Source organism: Mycobacterium sp. NGS62 (assembly GCF_059812285.1).
This window is the reverse complement of sequence record NZ_JCALCK010000001.1, coordinates 869719-885338: the sequence shown is the minus strand read 5'-3', so window position 1 is coordinate 885338 and position 15620 is coordinate 869719. Positions and strand designations below refer to the sequence as shown.

Sequence of the window (15620 nt, the reverse complement as noted above, 5' to 3'; positions counted from 1 at the left end):
GTGAAAGACTGGAATCGCGATGATATTTGTGCTGGCCTGCTATGGAACCCGTGGCGATGTCGAGCCCGGTGTCGCTGTTGGCCGTGAGCTGCTGCGCCGAGGGCACGAAGTACGCATGGCGGTCCCGCCCGACCTCGTTGGCTTCGCCGAAGCGGCGGGGCTTCCGGCGGTCGGCTATGCGCTGGACACGCAGACGTGGATGGACGTGCACCGCGACTTGTGGACGCGTCTCTTCCGCAGCTTCTGGAGGATCCAGGAGCTGAACAGATTGCGGCGCGAACTTTGGGAACTAGTTAGCCAGTGCTGGGGAGAGGCGAGCACGACACTGACGTCGCTGGCCGACGGTGCCGACTTACTAGTCACCGGCCAGAGTTTGGAGGAGCCCGCGGCGAACGTCGCGGAGTATCACGGGATTCCGTTAACGTCGCTGCATTACGCCCCGTCGAGGGCCCACGGGCAGCTCACTCCAATGCTGCCGTCATTGGGACGCTCGGTGATGGCTTTGAACCTGCGGCTGTTTTGGCGCATGACGAAGAAGGTCGAGGACGCCCAGCGCAATGAATTGGGCCTCCCGAAGACACGGAGATCCACATCGCGGCGGATCGCCGAGCGCGGGTCGCTGGAAATCCAAGCCTACGACGAGGTTTGCTTTCCCGGGTTGGCGGCCGAATGGGCGAAATGGAACGGGCAACGGCCGTTTGTTGGTGCATTGACAATGGAGTTGCCGACGGATGGCGATGACGAGGTCGCGTCGTGGATTGCCGCGGGAACGCCGCCGATTTATTTCGGGTTTGGCAGCGTACCGGTCGAATCTGCCGCAGACACGGTCGCCATGATCGGCGCGGCCTGTGCGCAACTAGGCGAGCGGGCCTTGGTTTGCGCTGGCGGGTCTGACGTTGGCGACATCCCCCATTTCGAACACGTCAAAATTGTGGGCGCGATGAACCATGCAGCCGCGTTCCCGGCATGCCGCGCGGTCGTGCACCACGGCGGCGCGGGCACCACGGCCGCGGGCCTGCGCGCTGGAGTCCCCACGTTGATCCTGTGGACGGCGGCCGATCAGCCGCAATGGGGAATGCAGGTCAAACGACTGAAGCTGGGCACCGCCCGGCGCTTTTCGAGCACTACCCCGCAAACGCTGGCCGAGGACCTGCGCACCATCCTTGCCTCGCAATACGCGGCCCGCGCCCGTGAGTTCGCCACCCGGATGACGAAGCCCGCCGAAAGCGTTGCAGCCGCCGCTGATCTTATGGAAAACGGCGCCCGCCTCAGGACCGTTGGCTGATGGGCGAAAGCAGGCCGTCGAGACGGCCACGCTCGGATTGGGAGCCTGCTCGGTGAACTCCGAAAGATACGGCGTCGATGAGAGTCTAAACTCATCGCCCACAGCAATGGCATACGGGATTGGGGACAGTCTTGACGGTGACCGATAGCGACGTGCGATCTCTGTACCTTGACTTGATTCGACGCAACCTCACCAGATACGGGATGCTCGAGCAAATGCCTGGGGGCTGGCCACTGTGGGGACGCTTCCTGTTCAAAACGGGCAACTTCATTCAACCCATGACCATGGGTATCAGCCCGTTCGGTCAGCGCAAGCGCGACTTGGGCCTAGACTGTCCGGCCGAAGCCGAGACGATGATTGGAATGCAGAGACTCACCAGCCTGCAGCACTGCGTTGAGACGGTACTGGCTGACGAGATACCGGGCGACCTGGTCGAATGTGGGGTATGGCGCGGCGGTGCCAGCATTTTGATGCGTGCGGTCCTGGCAGCCTATGGGGATAAGTCGCGATGCGTGTGGTTGGCCGATTCCTTCGAGGGCATGCCGTCCCCGAATCCCGCCAAGTACAAAGCAGATAAGCGGATGAAGTTCGACCGCATGAAGTTCGTACTGGCAGTGCCGGAAACGGAAGTGAGGGCGAATTTCGAGCGCTACAGGCTGTTAGATGACCAGGTCCGCTTTCTTCCTGGTTGGTTCAAAGACACGCTGCACGACGCTCCGATCGATCGCATCGCGGTATTGCGGCTTGATGGCGACCTCTACGAATCCACGATACAAGCGCTCGACGCGCTTTACCCGCGACTGTCGCCCGGTGGTTTCTGCATCATCGATGATTACGTGCTTAAACCGTGTCGCGAAGCTGTCACCGACTACCGCGCGAAGCATGGGGTATCCGCAGAGATCATTGACATAGACGGGTGTGGTGCGCTGTGGCGCAAGTAGTTAAGAGATTGAGAGGGCGTAGCGGACCGGCCTAGGATGTTGCCGAGTCTTGCGGTGGGCAGCGTCGTCACCGGAAGTCAGGAAGTTCTCGAGGAAGATCGCGATTCTCTGCCGTTGTCAAGGCTCGCTGCGATCTAATGGTGTGTGGCTGTCAAAACCTCGGAGACCCAACTCAGCTCGGACACGGCCCAGGGTCGGGTTGAGGACGGAAACGCTATGCCGTTGGGTCACCGGCGATCACCCGGTTTGTCACCGTACCCGGGTATTCGGACTGGGGACACCGAGATAGCCGTTTCGACAGTGTTCTTCTGCGCGCTTGGGACGGGCAATGTCGATCCGCCATCGGCGCGTACCGATTTCACGCGTATTGGTCTCTGGAGGGGTGGGCCGGGGAGATGTTCGAGGCGCTGATCCTGCCGCTGTGGCGGCGGTACATGCGATTTCTACAGACCGACAAGGAACACGTCGGCGTCGCCGAGCGTTGGGCGCGAGCGCTGTTGGTGATAGTGCCGTACCTCGCAGTGGCTGTGCCGCTGTGGATCCGGACCGCTTTCCGAGGACCGCTGACTGTCGACAGCACCAGCGAGGATGGCGTCCATTTTCGATGCCGGGTCCCAGATTTAATCCCGACGTATATCTACCTGTTCGGCACGTGGGAACCTGATCTCTCGGCGTTTCTGCGCCGCAGGCTGCATCCGGGTGACACGTTCGTTGACGTCGGCGCCAATATCGGGTGCATGACCGCACTGGCCGGCAAGATGGTCGGACCGCGCGGCACCGTGGTGGCGATCGAACCGCTACCCGCAGTGATCTCCGAACTGGAGGAGATCGTGGAGAGGAACGACCTCACGAATGTCCGCTTGGTCGCCGCCGCGGCGTCAGATCGCGATCACGAACTCCCGCTGTATGTGGGACCGAGCTACAACATCGGGCTGACCTCGACGGTGGCCCGCCGCGGTCTCCACGAGCAGGGCCGCGCCCGGGCGGCGCCGCTCGGCTCGCTCTTAACCAGCCAGGAGCTTGCGACCGCACGCGTGATCAAGATCGATGTGGAGGGCGCCGAGGACCGCGTGCTGGCCGGCATTTTGGCATCCGTCGATGCCCTCGCCGCCGATGTGGAATTGGTGGTTGAGCTGTCACCAACATGCTGGCGCGATCCGCAGCTGCGGCCGATTGACGTGCTGCGACCTTTCCTTGAGCGCGGCTTCCATGTCTATCTGCTGCCCAACGATTACACGCCATGGCGCTATCTGTGGCCTAGGGATGTCGGCGCTCCACAGCGGCTCCGCGACCTCACGATACTGGAGCGGCGCGTATCGCGGCTCGACATCGTGCTGTCACGCAGCGACGCCGATCCGCTGTGACGGTCGTCGATCGCCTAAGCCGACGCGTTAATGTCACACGGCGTCGGCGGGCGCCAGCTTTTCGCAAAGCAGTTCTGCTAAACCGCGAATCGTGCCGATGGTGGTGAGGTCCGTCGGATTGAGTCGTATTCCGGTCTCCGTCTCGATGCGGGTACGCAACTCGAGGGCGCTGAGCGAGTCAAGCCCGTACTCGGCGAGCGACCGGTCGGGATCGACGCTGCGACGCAGGATCAGGGCGATTTGATCGGAGATCAGACGCCGTAGCCGCGTTGGCCATTCATCCGCAGGCAGTTCGTTGAGTTCGGCACGCAGTTTGCTTGTGCCCGTGGAGCCTTGCCCCACTGAACGGAACGCTTCAGCGAATGGCGTGGATTGGGCGAAGGCGCTCAACCATGGGGCTCCCGTCAACGGCGTATAGCCGGTGTAGGCGCGGTCATGGCGCAGCAGCGCGTCCAATGCGTACGCGCCCTCGTCGGGAGCGATAGCAATGTCGGCTCCCGCCGCCAGGGCGGTGGCACGCCCGATCTGGGCCCAAGCGCCCCAAGCGATCGCGGTGGCAGGCAGGCCCTGAGCCCGCCGCCATCGGGTGAAGGCGTCCAACCAGCTGTTGGCCGCGGCGTACGCACCCTGACCGGGCGAGCCCACCAGCGCGGCCGCCGACGAGAACGAACAGAACCAGTCCAACGGTTGGTCGGCGGTAGCGGTGTGCAAGTTCCATGCACCGTAAACCTTTGGCGCCCAGTCACGTTCGATGATGCCATCAGTGATGTTGGGTAGTGTGGCGTCTTCGATCACGGCCGCCAGATGCAGCACGCCACGGACCGGAAGCCCGGTGGCCGTCGCGGTGGCGACCAATTGCTGCGCGGTACCGGGTTCGGCGATATCGGCGCATTCGACCACGACGTCTGCACCGATCGCGCGGATGCATTCGATGGTCTCCAGCACTTCCAGCGTCGGCTGCGAGCGAGCGCTCAACACGATACGTCCGCAGCCAGCTGCTGCCATCTTCTCGGCTAAGAACAATCCAAGTCCGCCCAGGCCGCCGGTGATGATGTAAGCGCTGTCGCGGCGGAAGACCTGGGCGTGTGACGGCGGCACCACCACCCGGCCAGACCCGCTGCGCGGAATGTCGAGCACCAGTTTGCCCGTGTGCTGCGCACCGCTCATCAGCCGAATGGCGGTGGCGGCGTCGGCCAGTGGGTAGTGCGTGCTCTCGGGCATCGGCAAGACACCGTCGGCAGTGAGCTGGTACACCTTTGTCAACAGCTCTCGCATCCGGTCTGGATGGCTATATGACAGCAGACCCAGGTCGAGACCGTAAAACGCGAGGTTGCGCCGGAAGGGGAAAAGTCCCAAACGGCTGTCGCCATAGATGTCTCGCTTGCCGATCTCGACGAATCGTCCACCCAGCGCCAGTATTTCGATGCCTGCGCGCTGTGCGGCGCCGATCGCCGAGTTCAGCACGATATCGACCCCGTACCCCTCGGTGTCGCGGCGGATTCCCTCGGCGAAGTCTAGGCTCCGGGAATCGTAGACATGCTCAATGCCCATGTCGCGCAGCAATTGCCGTCGCTGCTCGCTACCGGCGGTGGCGAAGATCTCGGCTCCCGCGGCACGGGCGATGGCGATGGCCGCCTGCCCCACACCCCCGGTTGCCGAATGGATCAAGACCTTGTCGCCGCTTCTGATGCGGGCCAGATCGTGTAGGCCGTACCAAGCGGTGGCGTGGGCGGTAGTCACTGCGGCCGCCTGCGCATCGGACAGGCCGGCCGGCAGGGTGACGGCCAGACGCGAATCACAAGTGAGGAAGGTTCCCCAGCAGCCGTTGGCGCTCAGGCCTCCGACGCGATCGCCCACCTTATGGTCCGTCACCTTGGGCCCGACCGCGGTCACCACGCCGGCGAAGTCAGTACCGAGTTGCGGTAGCCGCCCCTCGAAGGCGGGGTAGCGGCCGAACGCCACGAGTACATCGGCGAAGTTGATGCTCGAGGCGCTGATCGCGACTTCGATCTCTCCCGGTCCCGGCGGAACCCGTTCATCGGCAACGAGTTCCATCGACTCCAAGTCACCCGGTGTACGGATCTGTAGACGGACGGCGTCGCGCTCATGGTCGGCGACGATGGTTCGCCGCTCCTCGGGGAGCAGCGGGGTGGCAGACAACCGCGCGACGTACCATTGGCCGTTGCGCCAAGCGGTCTCGTCTTCTTCGGACCCGCTGAGCAGTTGCTGCGCCAGATCCTCGGCGCTGGTGTCGGTATCGACATCGATCTGAGTTGCGCGCAAGTGCGGGTGCTCGGAGCCCATTACCCGCATGAACCCCCGCAGCCCGGACTGCTCCAGATTGGGTACGTCACGGGCAACCACCGGCTGGGCGCTGTGTGTCACGACGTACAGGCGGGGCGGCTGGCCAGGGACTTCAGGCAATTCGCGGGTGATACGCGCTAGATGCTGCACATACTCGCGGCCCCGCAGCGGAGAGTCACTGTCATCGTCGCTGCTTGTCGGTCCGGTGAGGACCACGGCACCGCTGAATCCTCCGGTACGCAACTGGCTTCGCAGCTCATCGCGGTTCGAGGTGTGGTCGGCCTGTAACGGCCAGCACATGGTGGAGCACTGTGCGCCATGGCTTTTCATGACATCGCTCAAGGTGGCGGCTGCCACGTCCGCGGTGGAGCCGGTGCTGATCAGCAGCCAGGACGCGACATCGTCGTGCTCGGCCTCCGGGGATTCTCGTTGCTGCCATTCGATCGTCAGCAGTCGCTCGGCCAGCACACGCTCTTTGTAGGCGCTGTCCGAGACGCCCGTACCCAATTGCAGCCCATGTATGGCGAGCAACACGGCGCCGTGCTCGTCGAGCACGTCAATGTCGGCCTCGATGCCCGACGTGTCGGCTTTGGTCACCCGCGTGTAGCAGTAGCCCGCGTTGCGGGCAGCGCGGTAGGCACGTAGCCTCCGGACGCCCAACGGCAACGCCGACACGTCCCCGCCAATAGCCTGCACGTCCGGGTGAGCAGCCACGGACTGGAAGCAGGCATCCAGCAGCGCTGGATGCACGCCGTAAGCGTCTTGCTGCGAGCGGATTTGGCGGGGTAGCGCGACCTCGGCCACCACGGCGCCGCTTCCCGCCTCACCGGAGTGCACGGCAGTAAGGCCGGTGAAGGCCGGACCATACTGAAGACCACGCTCGTCGAGTCGCTTGCGCACCTCGGCGCCGTCTTGGCGATGCGGGAGGGCGGCCAGCAACGCGGATGGGTCATGCGCAGGTGACTGCTCATCTGTTGCGGTGTGGAGCACTGCGGCGGCATGGCGCGTTTGGTCACCACCCCGATTTGCTTCCACCGTGAAGTCGAGGGCGCCTGGGGACGACAACGACGCCGATGCACCGACCGTGGTCTGCTCATCCAGCATCAGCACGTGCTCGAAGCGGATATCACGAACCTCGGCCCGTTCGCCCAGCACAGCCTGGGCCGCTGCCAGCGCCATCTCGCAGTAAGCCGCCCCAGGGAGGACAGCGACATTGCGGATTTGGTGATCGCCCAGCCACGGTTGTGCGACAGTGCCGATTTCGGCCTGCCACACATGGCGTTCCGGTTCCTCCTGCAAACGCACATGCGGACCCAACAGCGGATGTACCGACACGGTACAGCCACCGTGTACTGGAGATTCTTGAGTCTCGCGGCTCAGCAGCAATTGACGGTGCGTCCATGTCGGCAGCGGCGCGTCGACGAGTCGCCCGCTCGGGTAGAGCATCGAGAAGTCGACCTCGGCGCCGGTACTGTGCAAATCTGCGAAGAAGTCGCACAGCCCGTTTGGCAGCGGTTGTTCACGGCGCATGCTGGCCAATGCGGCCAGTGGCACGTCGAGACCTCGAGCCGTCTGTTCGAGAGCGGTGGTGAGCAGTGGGTGTGGTGTCAGCTCTGCGAATACTCGGTAGCCGTCTTCGAGCGCGGCCCGCACCGCTGCGGAGAACCGCACCATCTTTCGCATATTGTCCGCCCAATAACCGGCGTTACACACCGGTCGCTCGCGCGGATCGTACAAAGTTGTCGAGTAGAAGGGAACTTCCGGCGTCATTGGGGTGAGTTCGGCGAGCACGTCGGTGAGCTCACCGATGATTGGGTCGACCTGGGGTGAATGAAAGGCGACGTCGGCGGGTATCTCGCGGGCCATCACGTCACGCTGTTCCCAGGCTGCCACCAGCTCGCGAACCGGTTGTGCTGCACCGGAAATCACCGTGGACTCCGGTGAAGCCACTACTGCCAGGACAACGTCGTTGATACCGCGGACGGTGAGTTCCGAAAGTACTTGCTGGGCAGGCAGTTGCACCGATGCCGTGGCACCGTTACCTGCGATGCGAGACATCAAGCGGGACCGGCGGCAGACCACGCGAAGCCCGTCTTCCAGCGAGAGCGCTCCCGCGACGACGGCCGCCGCCGCCTCGCCCAGGGAGTGCCCGATGATCGCGCCGGGGCGCGCCCCGTATGCCTTCATGGTGGCTGCGAGGGCGATCTGGATGGTGAACAGCGTTGGCTGGATCCGGTCTTGACCGGTGACGATCTGTGGCGCCGACATCGCGTCGGTCACCGAGAACCCGCACTCGTCGGCGATCAGCGGCTCGATTTGGGCGACAGTTGCGGCGAACACCGGTTCGGTCCCCAGCAGCTCAGCGCCCATCCGAGGCCATTGCGAACCCTGCCCGGAAAACACCCATACCGGGCCGCGGTCGTCCTGCCCGACCGCGGCCTGATAAGGAGTATCGCCGTCGGCGACTTCCCGCAAAACGTCGATGAGTTGCGGTCGACTGCTTGCGATGACGGCAGTACGCACCGGGCGGTGCGCGCGCCGACGCGCCAGGGTGTAGGCCAGGTCTGGTAACGCGACATCGTCACGTGCGTCTGCCCAGTCGGCCAACCGGCCGGCGGTCCGGCGCAGTTCGTCGGCCGACGTGGACGACAGCGGAAACAGTAGGGGCGCCGTCGTCGCCTCTGCTGCCTTCCCGTTGTGTTGCGCATCGGTGTCGGATGCTGCGGGAGCTTGCTCCAAGATGGCGTGAGCATTGGTTCCGGAGAACCCGTAGGCCGACACAGCCGCCCGCCGGGGCGTGTGACCGTTGGTGGGCCACGGTGTATTCTCCTGCGGGACAAAGAGACTGGTTTTGATCTCGGCGAGCTCATCGGGTAGCCGGGTGAAGTGCAGATTCTGTGGAATAACGCCATGCTGCAGTGCCAGCGCGGCCTTCATCAGGCCCAATGTCCCAGAGGTCGATTGGTTATGCCCGAAATTGGTCTTTGCGGCCGCCAGCCCGCAGGGCCTGTCGAGGCCGTAAACCTCGGCCAGGCCGGCATATTCAATCGGGTCCCCGGTCGGTGTTCCGGTCCCGTGTGTCTCCACCATGCCGACGGTGCTCGCGTCCACACCGGCTTCAGCCAGTGCGGCCCGGTAGGCGGCGACCTGTGCGGACCGCGATGGTGTGGTGATGGTGACGGTGCGGCCGTCGTTGTTCAGTGCCGTACCGCGCACCACCGCCAAGACTCGGTCACCATCGCGCAGCGCATCCGGTAATCGCTTGAACAGCATCACCACGCAACCCTCGCCAGGCACGAACCCGTCCGCGGCCACGTCGAAGGCATGACAGCGCCCGGTCGGAGACAGCATGCCTCCGGCCGAACCCGAGGCAAACTTCCGCGGGTCCAACGCCACGGCGACGCCGCCGGCCATCGCGAGGTCGCATTCACCTTCGCGCAGGCTGCGACATGCCATATGCACAGTGACCAGCCCGGACGAGCATGCGGCATCCACCGTTACCGCCGGGCCGCGCAAGTCCATCGCATAGGCGATCCGGCCAGACGCCATGCTGAAGTTGTTGCCGAGGAAGCCGTAGGGCCCCTCCAAGGAATGGGCGTCGGCCGCCAGGAGCTGGTAGTCGCCGTGCGTTAAGCCCATGTACACGCCGGTACGGGATCCGGCCAGGCTTGTCGGGCTGAGTCCAGCGTGCTCCGCTGCCTCCCAAGAGGTTTCGAGTAGCAATCGCTGCTGCGGATCGATCGCTATAGCCTCTGATTCATTGATGCCGAAGAACTCGGAGTCGAAGCCGGCAACATCATCGAGGAACGCGCCCCATCTGGACACCGATCGACCTGGCACCCCCGGTTCGGGGTCGTAGTACTCGTCGGCTTCCCAGCGGTCGGGGGGAATATCGGTGACCAGGTCATCGCCGCGCAGCAAAGCTTCCCATAACTGATCCGGCGATTCGATGCCGCCCGGAAGTCGACATGCCATACCGATGACGGCGACGGGAGTAGCAGGTGTGGTGCCCATTGCCGGCGGCTCATCGGACGACGACGAACGATGGCCACGATCATCGGTCGCGCCGAATGAAACCATTCCACCTCCCCAGCAAACGCGCGGTGCCCTAGGCCGCCGCTTGACTCACGGCGCGGAACCCCCTCAAATTACCAAGGAAAGCGCCTTCGTTTAGGACGAGATGCCGTGCCCATGTCAGGGCGTTCGTGCACGTCAGCGGCCTGGGCGACCGGTTAGAGGCTAGTGTGCGCCGGAAAAGCGCAGAGGCGCGTTAGCCGAAACCGTTACCGAAACGTGACCTCCGACGAGCTAACGCAATAACCCACGCGGACACGACCCGATACCGCGGTCCGGCAGGCGTTCCGACGGTGGGCCGGTATGCGGGCCGGACTTCGCTATTCCGGTCGCCCTGCCCGGAGCGCACGGTAACCTCTTGTGGGTGGTGGGGGCTTCTGTCTTGACTTTGCTCTGCGAGCGTGCCAGCTTGCAGCCCGATGACGCGGCGTTCACATTTGTTGATTACGAACAAGACTGGGCTGGGATTCCGCAGACGTTGACTTGGTCGCGGCTATATCGCAGGACGCAGAATGTCGCGGAAGCGCTTCGACGCTCTGGCTCGATAGGCGACCGCGCTGTGATTATGGCGCCGCAGGGTCTTGACTACATCGTTGCGTTTTTCGGTGCGCTACAGGCGGGACGGATCGCCGTTCCACTTTCGGTTCCATTAGGCGGCGTCAGCGACGAGCGCGTGAGCTCGGTGCTGCGTGACGCGTCGCCGTCAGTCGTTCTCACAACGTCTCCTGCCGCAGGCACGGTAGCCGAGCACATCAAGTCGCAGTCGGACGCATCCGCGCCCTCCGTCGTCGAGGTCGACTTGCTCGATCTTGATGCCGCGACCAGATCCAGTGGTAGCGGCGAGAATCATCCGGATACGGCCTATCTGCAGTACACGTCCGGGTCGACTCGCCAACCGGCCGGGGTCATGATGTCGCACGGAAATGTGATAGCCAATTTCGGGCAACTCATGTCCTGCTACTTTGCGGATTACGGAGGGCTGCCGCCAGCGGACGGCACTCTCGTGTCGTGGCTGCCCTTCTACCACGACATGGGTTTATTTATGGGAGTCTGCGCACCGATTCTGGCGGGGGTCCATGCTGTGCTCACCAGCCCGGTGGCGTTTCTGCAGCGGCCCGCTCGATGGATGCATTTGATGGCAAGCGATGGTCCCTCATTTTCAGCGGGACCGAACTTCGCATTCGAATTAGCGGTGCGAAAGACATCGGACGAAGACATGGCCGGGCATGACCTCGGTAACGTGCTGGGCATCCTCAACGGAGCCGAACGGGTGCACCCGGCCACGCTGCGGCGCTTTACCCAGCGGTTCGCCCGCTTCAATCTGAGCGAGGCGGCGATCCGACCGTCATATGGACTGGCGGAAGCAACGGTGTATGTGGCGACCCGCGCATGTGCTGAACCACCGGCCGTCGTGCGCTTCGAATCCGAGAAGCTGACCGCCGGCAAGGCGGAGCGCTGCGAAACTCGCGACGGCACAGCGCTGATCAGCTACGGGAGGCCGCAGTCTCCGGTGGTCCGCATCGTCGATCCCGAGACGTGTATCGAGTGCCCGGCTGGAACGGTCGGAGAGATCTGGGTACACGGTGACAACGTCGCGGCGGGCTATTGGCAGAAGCCACGCGAAACCGAAGCTACCTTCGCTGGACGGCTTGTCGCTCCTTCGGCCGGTACACCGGAAGGTCCTTGGCTGCGAACCGGAGACCTGGGTTTCTTCTCCGACGACGAGCTGTTCATCATCGGCCGCATCAAGGATCTGTTGATCATCTACGGGCGCAACCACGCCCCCGATGACATTGAAGCGACGGTCCAGGAGATCAGTGGGGGCCGGTGCGCCGCGATCGCCGTTCCGGACAAAGGCACGGAAATGCTTGTCGTGATCATCGAAGTCAAAAAGCGGGCCGGAACTGGCGAGGAAGCGCTGGACAAGATCGCCCACATCAAAAGTGAAGTCGCCTCGGCGATCTCGAACTCACACGGCATCAGCGTGGCGGATCTGGTTGTGGTGTCGCCCGGAGCGTTACCGATCACCACAAGCGGCAAGGTCAGGCGAGCGAGCTGCCTTGAGCAGTACCGGACCGGGCAGTTCACCCGCATCGACACGTAGCTTCACGATTACCCGCCGCGAGCTTCGATCATTGCCGACCGGTTGACCTTGGTTGCCGCGGTGCGGGGGATCTGGTCGACAAATTCGACCGTCTTGGGCACCTTGTAGGCCGCCAGCCGGCTCTTGGCGTAGGTGATCACTTGCTGCTCGGTTAGTGGCGCCCCCAGTTGCACCACGGCGTGCACCCGGCGGCCCCACTGCGGGTCAGCGAGCCCGATGACCACGACGTCGGTGATCGCGTCGTGTTCGGCCAGCGCGGATTCCACTTCTGCCGGAAAGACATTGGCGCCGCCGGTGATGATCATGTCGGCCCGGCGGTCGGCGACGTAGAGATAGCCGTCGGCGTCCAGGTGACCAATATCTCCGGCTGAACGGAACCCGTCCGGCGTCGACGGCAGCGCCGGCGCTCCGCCCAGGTAGCGATAGCCCGCGCTCATCGGCGCGCGCAAATAGATGTCGCCGCGTTCGCACGGCCCCAACGGAACGCCTTGGGGGTCCAGAATGCGAATCTCGGTGTCGCGGAAGCCACGACCGACGCTGCCGGGATGGGTCAGCCACTCGTCGCCGCGCAACGCGGTCAGCCCGAGATTTTCGGTCATCCCGTAGGCCATCACGACCTGTTCGGGGGACAGCAGCTCGAACCAGGTCTGCAGCAACGCGGGCGGCATGACCGCGGCACCCTGCAGGATCCACACCACACTGGACAAGTCGCGGCGGCGGATGTCCGGCAGCGCGGCGATGCGCGCCAGCATCGTCGGCGTGGCAGTGAAATTGCTGATCCGATAGTGTTCGATCGCGTCGACAACTGTTGACGCGTCGAACTTTTCGAGAATCACCAGTTGGTCTCCGCCCAACATGTTGTTTAGCGGGGCGAAGCCGTTGGTGTGATACATCGGCCCGGGGACCAGGATCGTTTGCGGCGTGTCCACCGACGTCCAGGCGGCCAGAAACGGGGTAGACAACAGCGGTGTCCACGTTGCCGGCGCCAGATTGAGGATCACCTTCGGCAGGCCGGTCGATCCGCTACTGCAGATCCCATTGACCGTTGGCGAGACCACGACCGGCAGCGGCGCGTCGGATTGACCTGCGGCCGACGAGGCCAGCTGTGCCCGGTTGTGCTCGTCGAGCAGAACGGCAGGCTTGATCACGTCGAGTACCCGGGACCGCTCCCAATCCGGCAGGTCCCATCGCATCGGAACCGGGACCACGCCGATTTTCCAGCATCCCAATGCCGCCAGAACCAGGTGCTCCGAATTGGGGATCCCCAGCGCGACAAGCGAACCGGCGTCGGCGCCAGATGCGGCGATTGCCCGCCCCCACTGATTGGCGCATGCGTCCAGTTCGGCGAAGCTCAGCGAGCGCGCAGCGCCGTCGGGTGCCAGCGTGATCACGGCCTGCTCCTCGCCGCGTTGGTCGGCGAGTTGCTGGAGCCGCAGCCCGAACGGGATACCGTCGTCGGCGGCGTTCATGCCGGCTGCACGACCGAGAACAGGGTCTCCAGATGACCGCTGCGCACATCCGCCGTCAACCGGAGCGCGAGCATCTCGCTGCTCAGCGGCAACCGAATCAGCGGTTGGGTGTGGCGATCGAGCACGCTGACGTCGGACTCGTCGCAGAACCCCAATGCGCCGAGCAGTTGGTGCGCGGTTCGGAACACCTGCCGGGCGGTGTCGGCGGCCTTGACCCGCAGAACCAGCGCATCGGCCGCACAGAATTGCGTCGCTGCCGAGTCAAGTCGCCAGATGGTGTACTTGGCGAGTTCGTCAAGCCCGCGCGCTGTGACCGACGCATCGGCGATCGTGAAGCGGACGGCCTGAAAGTCGGCCAGCGGCTTGCCGAATTGAGTCCGGGCGCGAACGTGTTCTGCGGCGATCGCCAGTACCTGTTGCACGGCGCCCAAGATTCGCCACGATCCCAGCACCAGATGCAGAATGACGTCGAGGGCGGGCAGGGTGCCGTCGGGCCCGGTTACGGTGGCCGGCACCAGAAACGGCCCGAGCTTGGCGTCGGTTCGCGATGACAGCTGCAGACGGTAGCGCCTGCCATCGAGGTCGGCGGCGATCCACTCGCCCGGCAGATCTCCGTGATCGACCCGCGGTGCGGCCGGATTGACCAAGGCCAGTCGCGCGCCGTCCACGGCCAACAGCTCCTCGGCGAGCGGGTAGGGTAGTGCTGCAGCGCCGGCGGCCCGGCAGAGCACCGCCGCCGCCAGCAGGTCATCCGGCTCCGAACGCACATCGAGGTCGAACGCGCCGACGTCGGTCAATGCGCGTCGGGCTTCCCCGCGGATAGTGTCGTCGGTTTCGGCGCGCAATGCCGCCTGCGGGCCGCCGAGTCGGGCAAAGCGTTTGGCCGCGACCGCGGCGAATTCTTGAATGTCTTCCGGCAGAGCGGTGTTCACCGGTGTTCTCCCAAGACCTCTCGTGCGACGAGCATGCGTTGTACCTCGATGGTTCCGGACGCCACGGTTGCGGCCTGAGCGTAGCGCCAATGGTCTTCGGCCGCCCCGTGCAACCGGGCCGCAGCACCGCTGTCCAGAGCTGACGGCCCTAAGACGTCGAACAGCAATTCGGCCACCTGCTGATCACACGTGGTGGTGGCGATGCGCGCGGCGCTGGCAGCGGCGCCCGCCGACGGATCGTCCTGCAGCGACACCGCCCGGTAGGCCAGCAGCCGGGCCACCCGCAAATCGATGAGCGCTCGCACCCAGCGGGCGCGGATGAATTCGGGCAATCGGTCCCAGTCGTCGCCGAGTTCGGCCTGCAGCCGGTCGAGTAACGATTCGCAGCGGGCATACCGGGCGATTCCGACCCGCTCGAAGGCCAGCGCCTCACGCATCACCCGCCAGCCGGCACCCACTTCGCCCAGAACCTCATTGGGAAACACCCGGACATCGTCGAGGAAAACCTCATTGAGGTGGTGCGGCCCGAGCATCGACCGGATCGGGCGCACCGTGATGCCCGGCCGGTCCATCGGCAGGAGGAACAGCGTCAGGCGTTGGGGTTTCGGGGCATCCGGGTCGGTGCAGGCCGCCAGTACGCACCACGACGCCATCTGCGCGTAGGACGTCCAGACCTTCTGGCCGGTGATGCGCCAGCCGTCGCCGTCGGGGACGGCGTGGGTGCGCAGCGAGGCAAGGTCCGTTCCGGCTTCCGGCTCGGAAAAGCCCTGGCACCAGATGACTTCCCCGGCAGCTATTGCGGCTAAATGACGGGCCTTCTGCTCGGGGGTCCCGTAACGCATCACTGCCGGGCCGACCCAGTTGATCCCCATGTACTGCGCACCGCGGGGTTCGTGGTGCGCCCACATCTCTTCGCGCAGCACGGTCTGCTGCCAGACCGAACCGCCGCCGCCACCATGTTCTTTCGGCCAGGCCAATGCCAGCAGCCCACTGGACGCCAGAAGTTTGCAGAACGACTCGGTAGTCGCCAGATCGCGGGGATCGTCGGTACAAGCTCCCAGGAAGCCGTCGGGGATGTGCGCGGAAATCAATTCCCGCAAGCGCTGTCTGAGGTCGTCGGCGCCGGCGCCAAGGTCGTAATCCATCC

The 15620-nt window shown here is 64.5% G+C and carries 8 protein-coding genes; 4 read left to right on the top strand and 4 right to left on the bottom strand.

Features of this window, described 5'->3' with window-relative positions; all coding sequences use genetic code 11:
* Positions 1–19 precede the first annotated feature (19 nt).
* The 3 genes from AC5Y49_RS04065 (at position 20) to AC5Y49_RS04055 (ending at position 3590) form a co-directional block, all read left to right on the top strand.
* A complete protein-coding gene (locus AC5Y49_RS04065) occupies positions 20–1285 on the top strand; it encodes a glycosyltransferase (RefSeq protein ID WP_499884470.1) in 1266 nt (421 codons plus the stop codon).
* A gap of 131 nt (positions 1286–1416) precedes the next feature.
* Positions 1417–2226, top strand: coding sequence for a TylF/MycF/NovP-related O-methyltransferase (locus AC5Y49_RS04060; RefSeq protein ID WP_499884469.1), 810 nt, complete (start codon positions 1417–1419; stop codon positions 2224–2226).
* Between the two features lie 395 nt (positions 2227–2621).
* Entirely contained in the window at positions 2622–3590 is a 969-nt protein-coding gene (locus tag AC5Y49_RS04055) for an FkbM family methyltransferase (protein ID WP_499884468.1), read from the top strand.
* Positions 3591–3623: 33 nt separating this feature from the next.
* Here the strand turns inward: AC5Y49_RS04055 and pks2 are convergent, their stop codons facing one another.
* Complete coding sequence (pks2, locus tag AC5Y49_RS04050) at positions 3624–9974, bottom strand: sulfolipid-1 biosynthesis phthioceranic/hydroxyphthioceranic acid synthase (protein ID WP_499884467.1); 6351 nt, start codon at positions 9972–9974, stop codon at positions 3624–3626.
* A gap of 358 nt (positions 9975–10332) precedes the next feature.
* Here pks2 and AC5Y49_RS04045 point away from each other — a divergent pair, with 358 nt between their 5' ends.
* A complete protein-coding gene (locus tag AC5Y49_RS04045) occupies positions 10333–12072 on the top strand; it encodes an AMP-binding protein (protein WP_499884466.1) in 1740 nt (579 codons plus the stop codon).
* 8 nt (positions 12073–12080) lie between these two features.
* Here AC5Y49_RS04045 and AC5Y49_RS04040 read toward each other — a convergent pair whose 3' ends face one another.
* From AC5Y49_RS04040 to AC5Y49_RS04030, 3 genes are read right to left on the bottom strand one after another with little or no spacing between them, the layout of a single operon-like run.
* Complete coding sequence (locus AC5Y49_RS04040) at positions 12081–13541, bottom strand: class I adenylate-forming enzyme family protein (protein ID WP_499884465.1); 1461 nt, start codon at positions 13539–13541, stop codon at positions 12081–12083.
* Positions 13538–14473, bottom strand: coding sequence for an acyl-CoA dehydrogenase family protein (locus tag AC5Y49_RS04035; RefSeq protein ID WP_499884464.1), 936 nt, complete (start codon positions 14471–14473; stop codon positions 13538–13540). Before AC5Y49_RS04035 ends, AC5Y49_RS04040 begins: the two co-directional genes overlap by 4 nt.
* Positions 14470–15618, bottom strand: coding sequence for an acyl-CoA dehydrogenase family protein (locus tag AC5Y49_RS04030; protein WP_499884463.1), 1149 nt, complete (start codon positions 15616–15618; stop codon positions 14470–14472). The genes AC5Y49_RS04035 and AC5Y49_RS04030 overlap by 4 nt, the downstream gene beginning before the upstream one ends.
* Positions 15619–15620 lie beyond the last annotated feature (2 nt).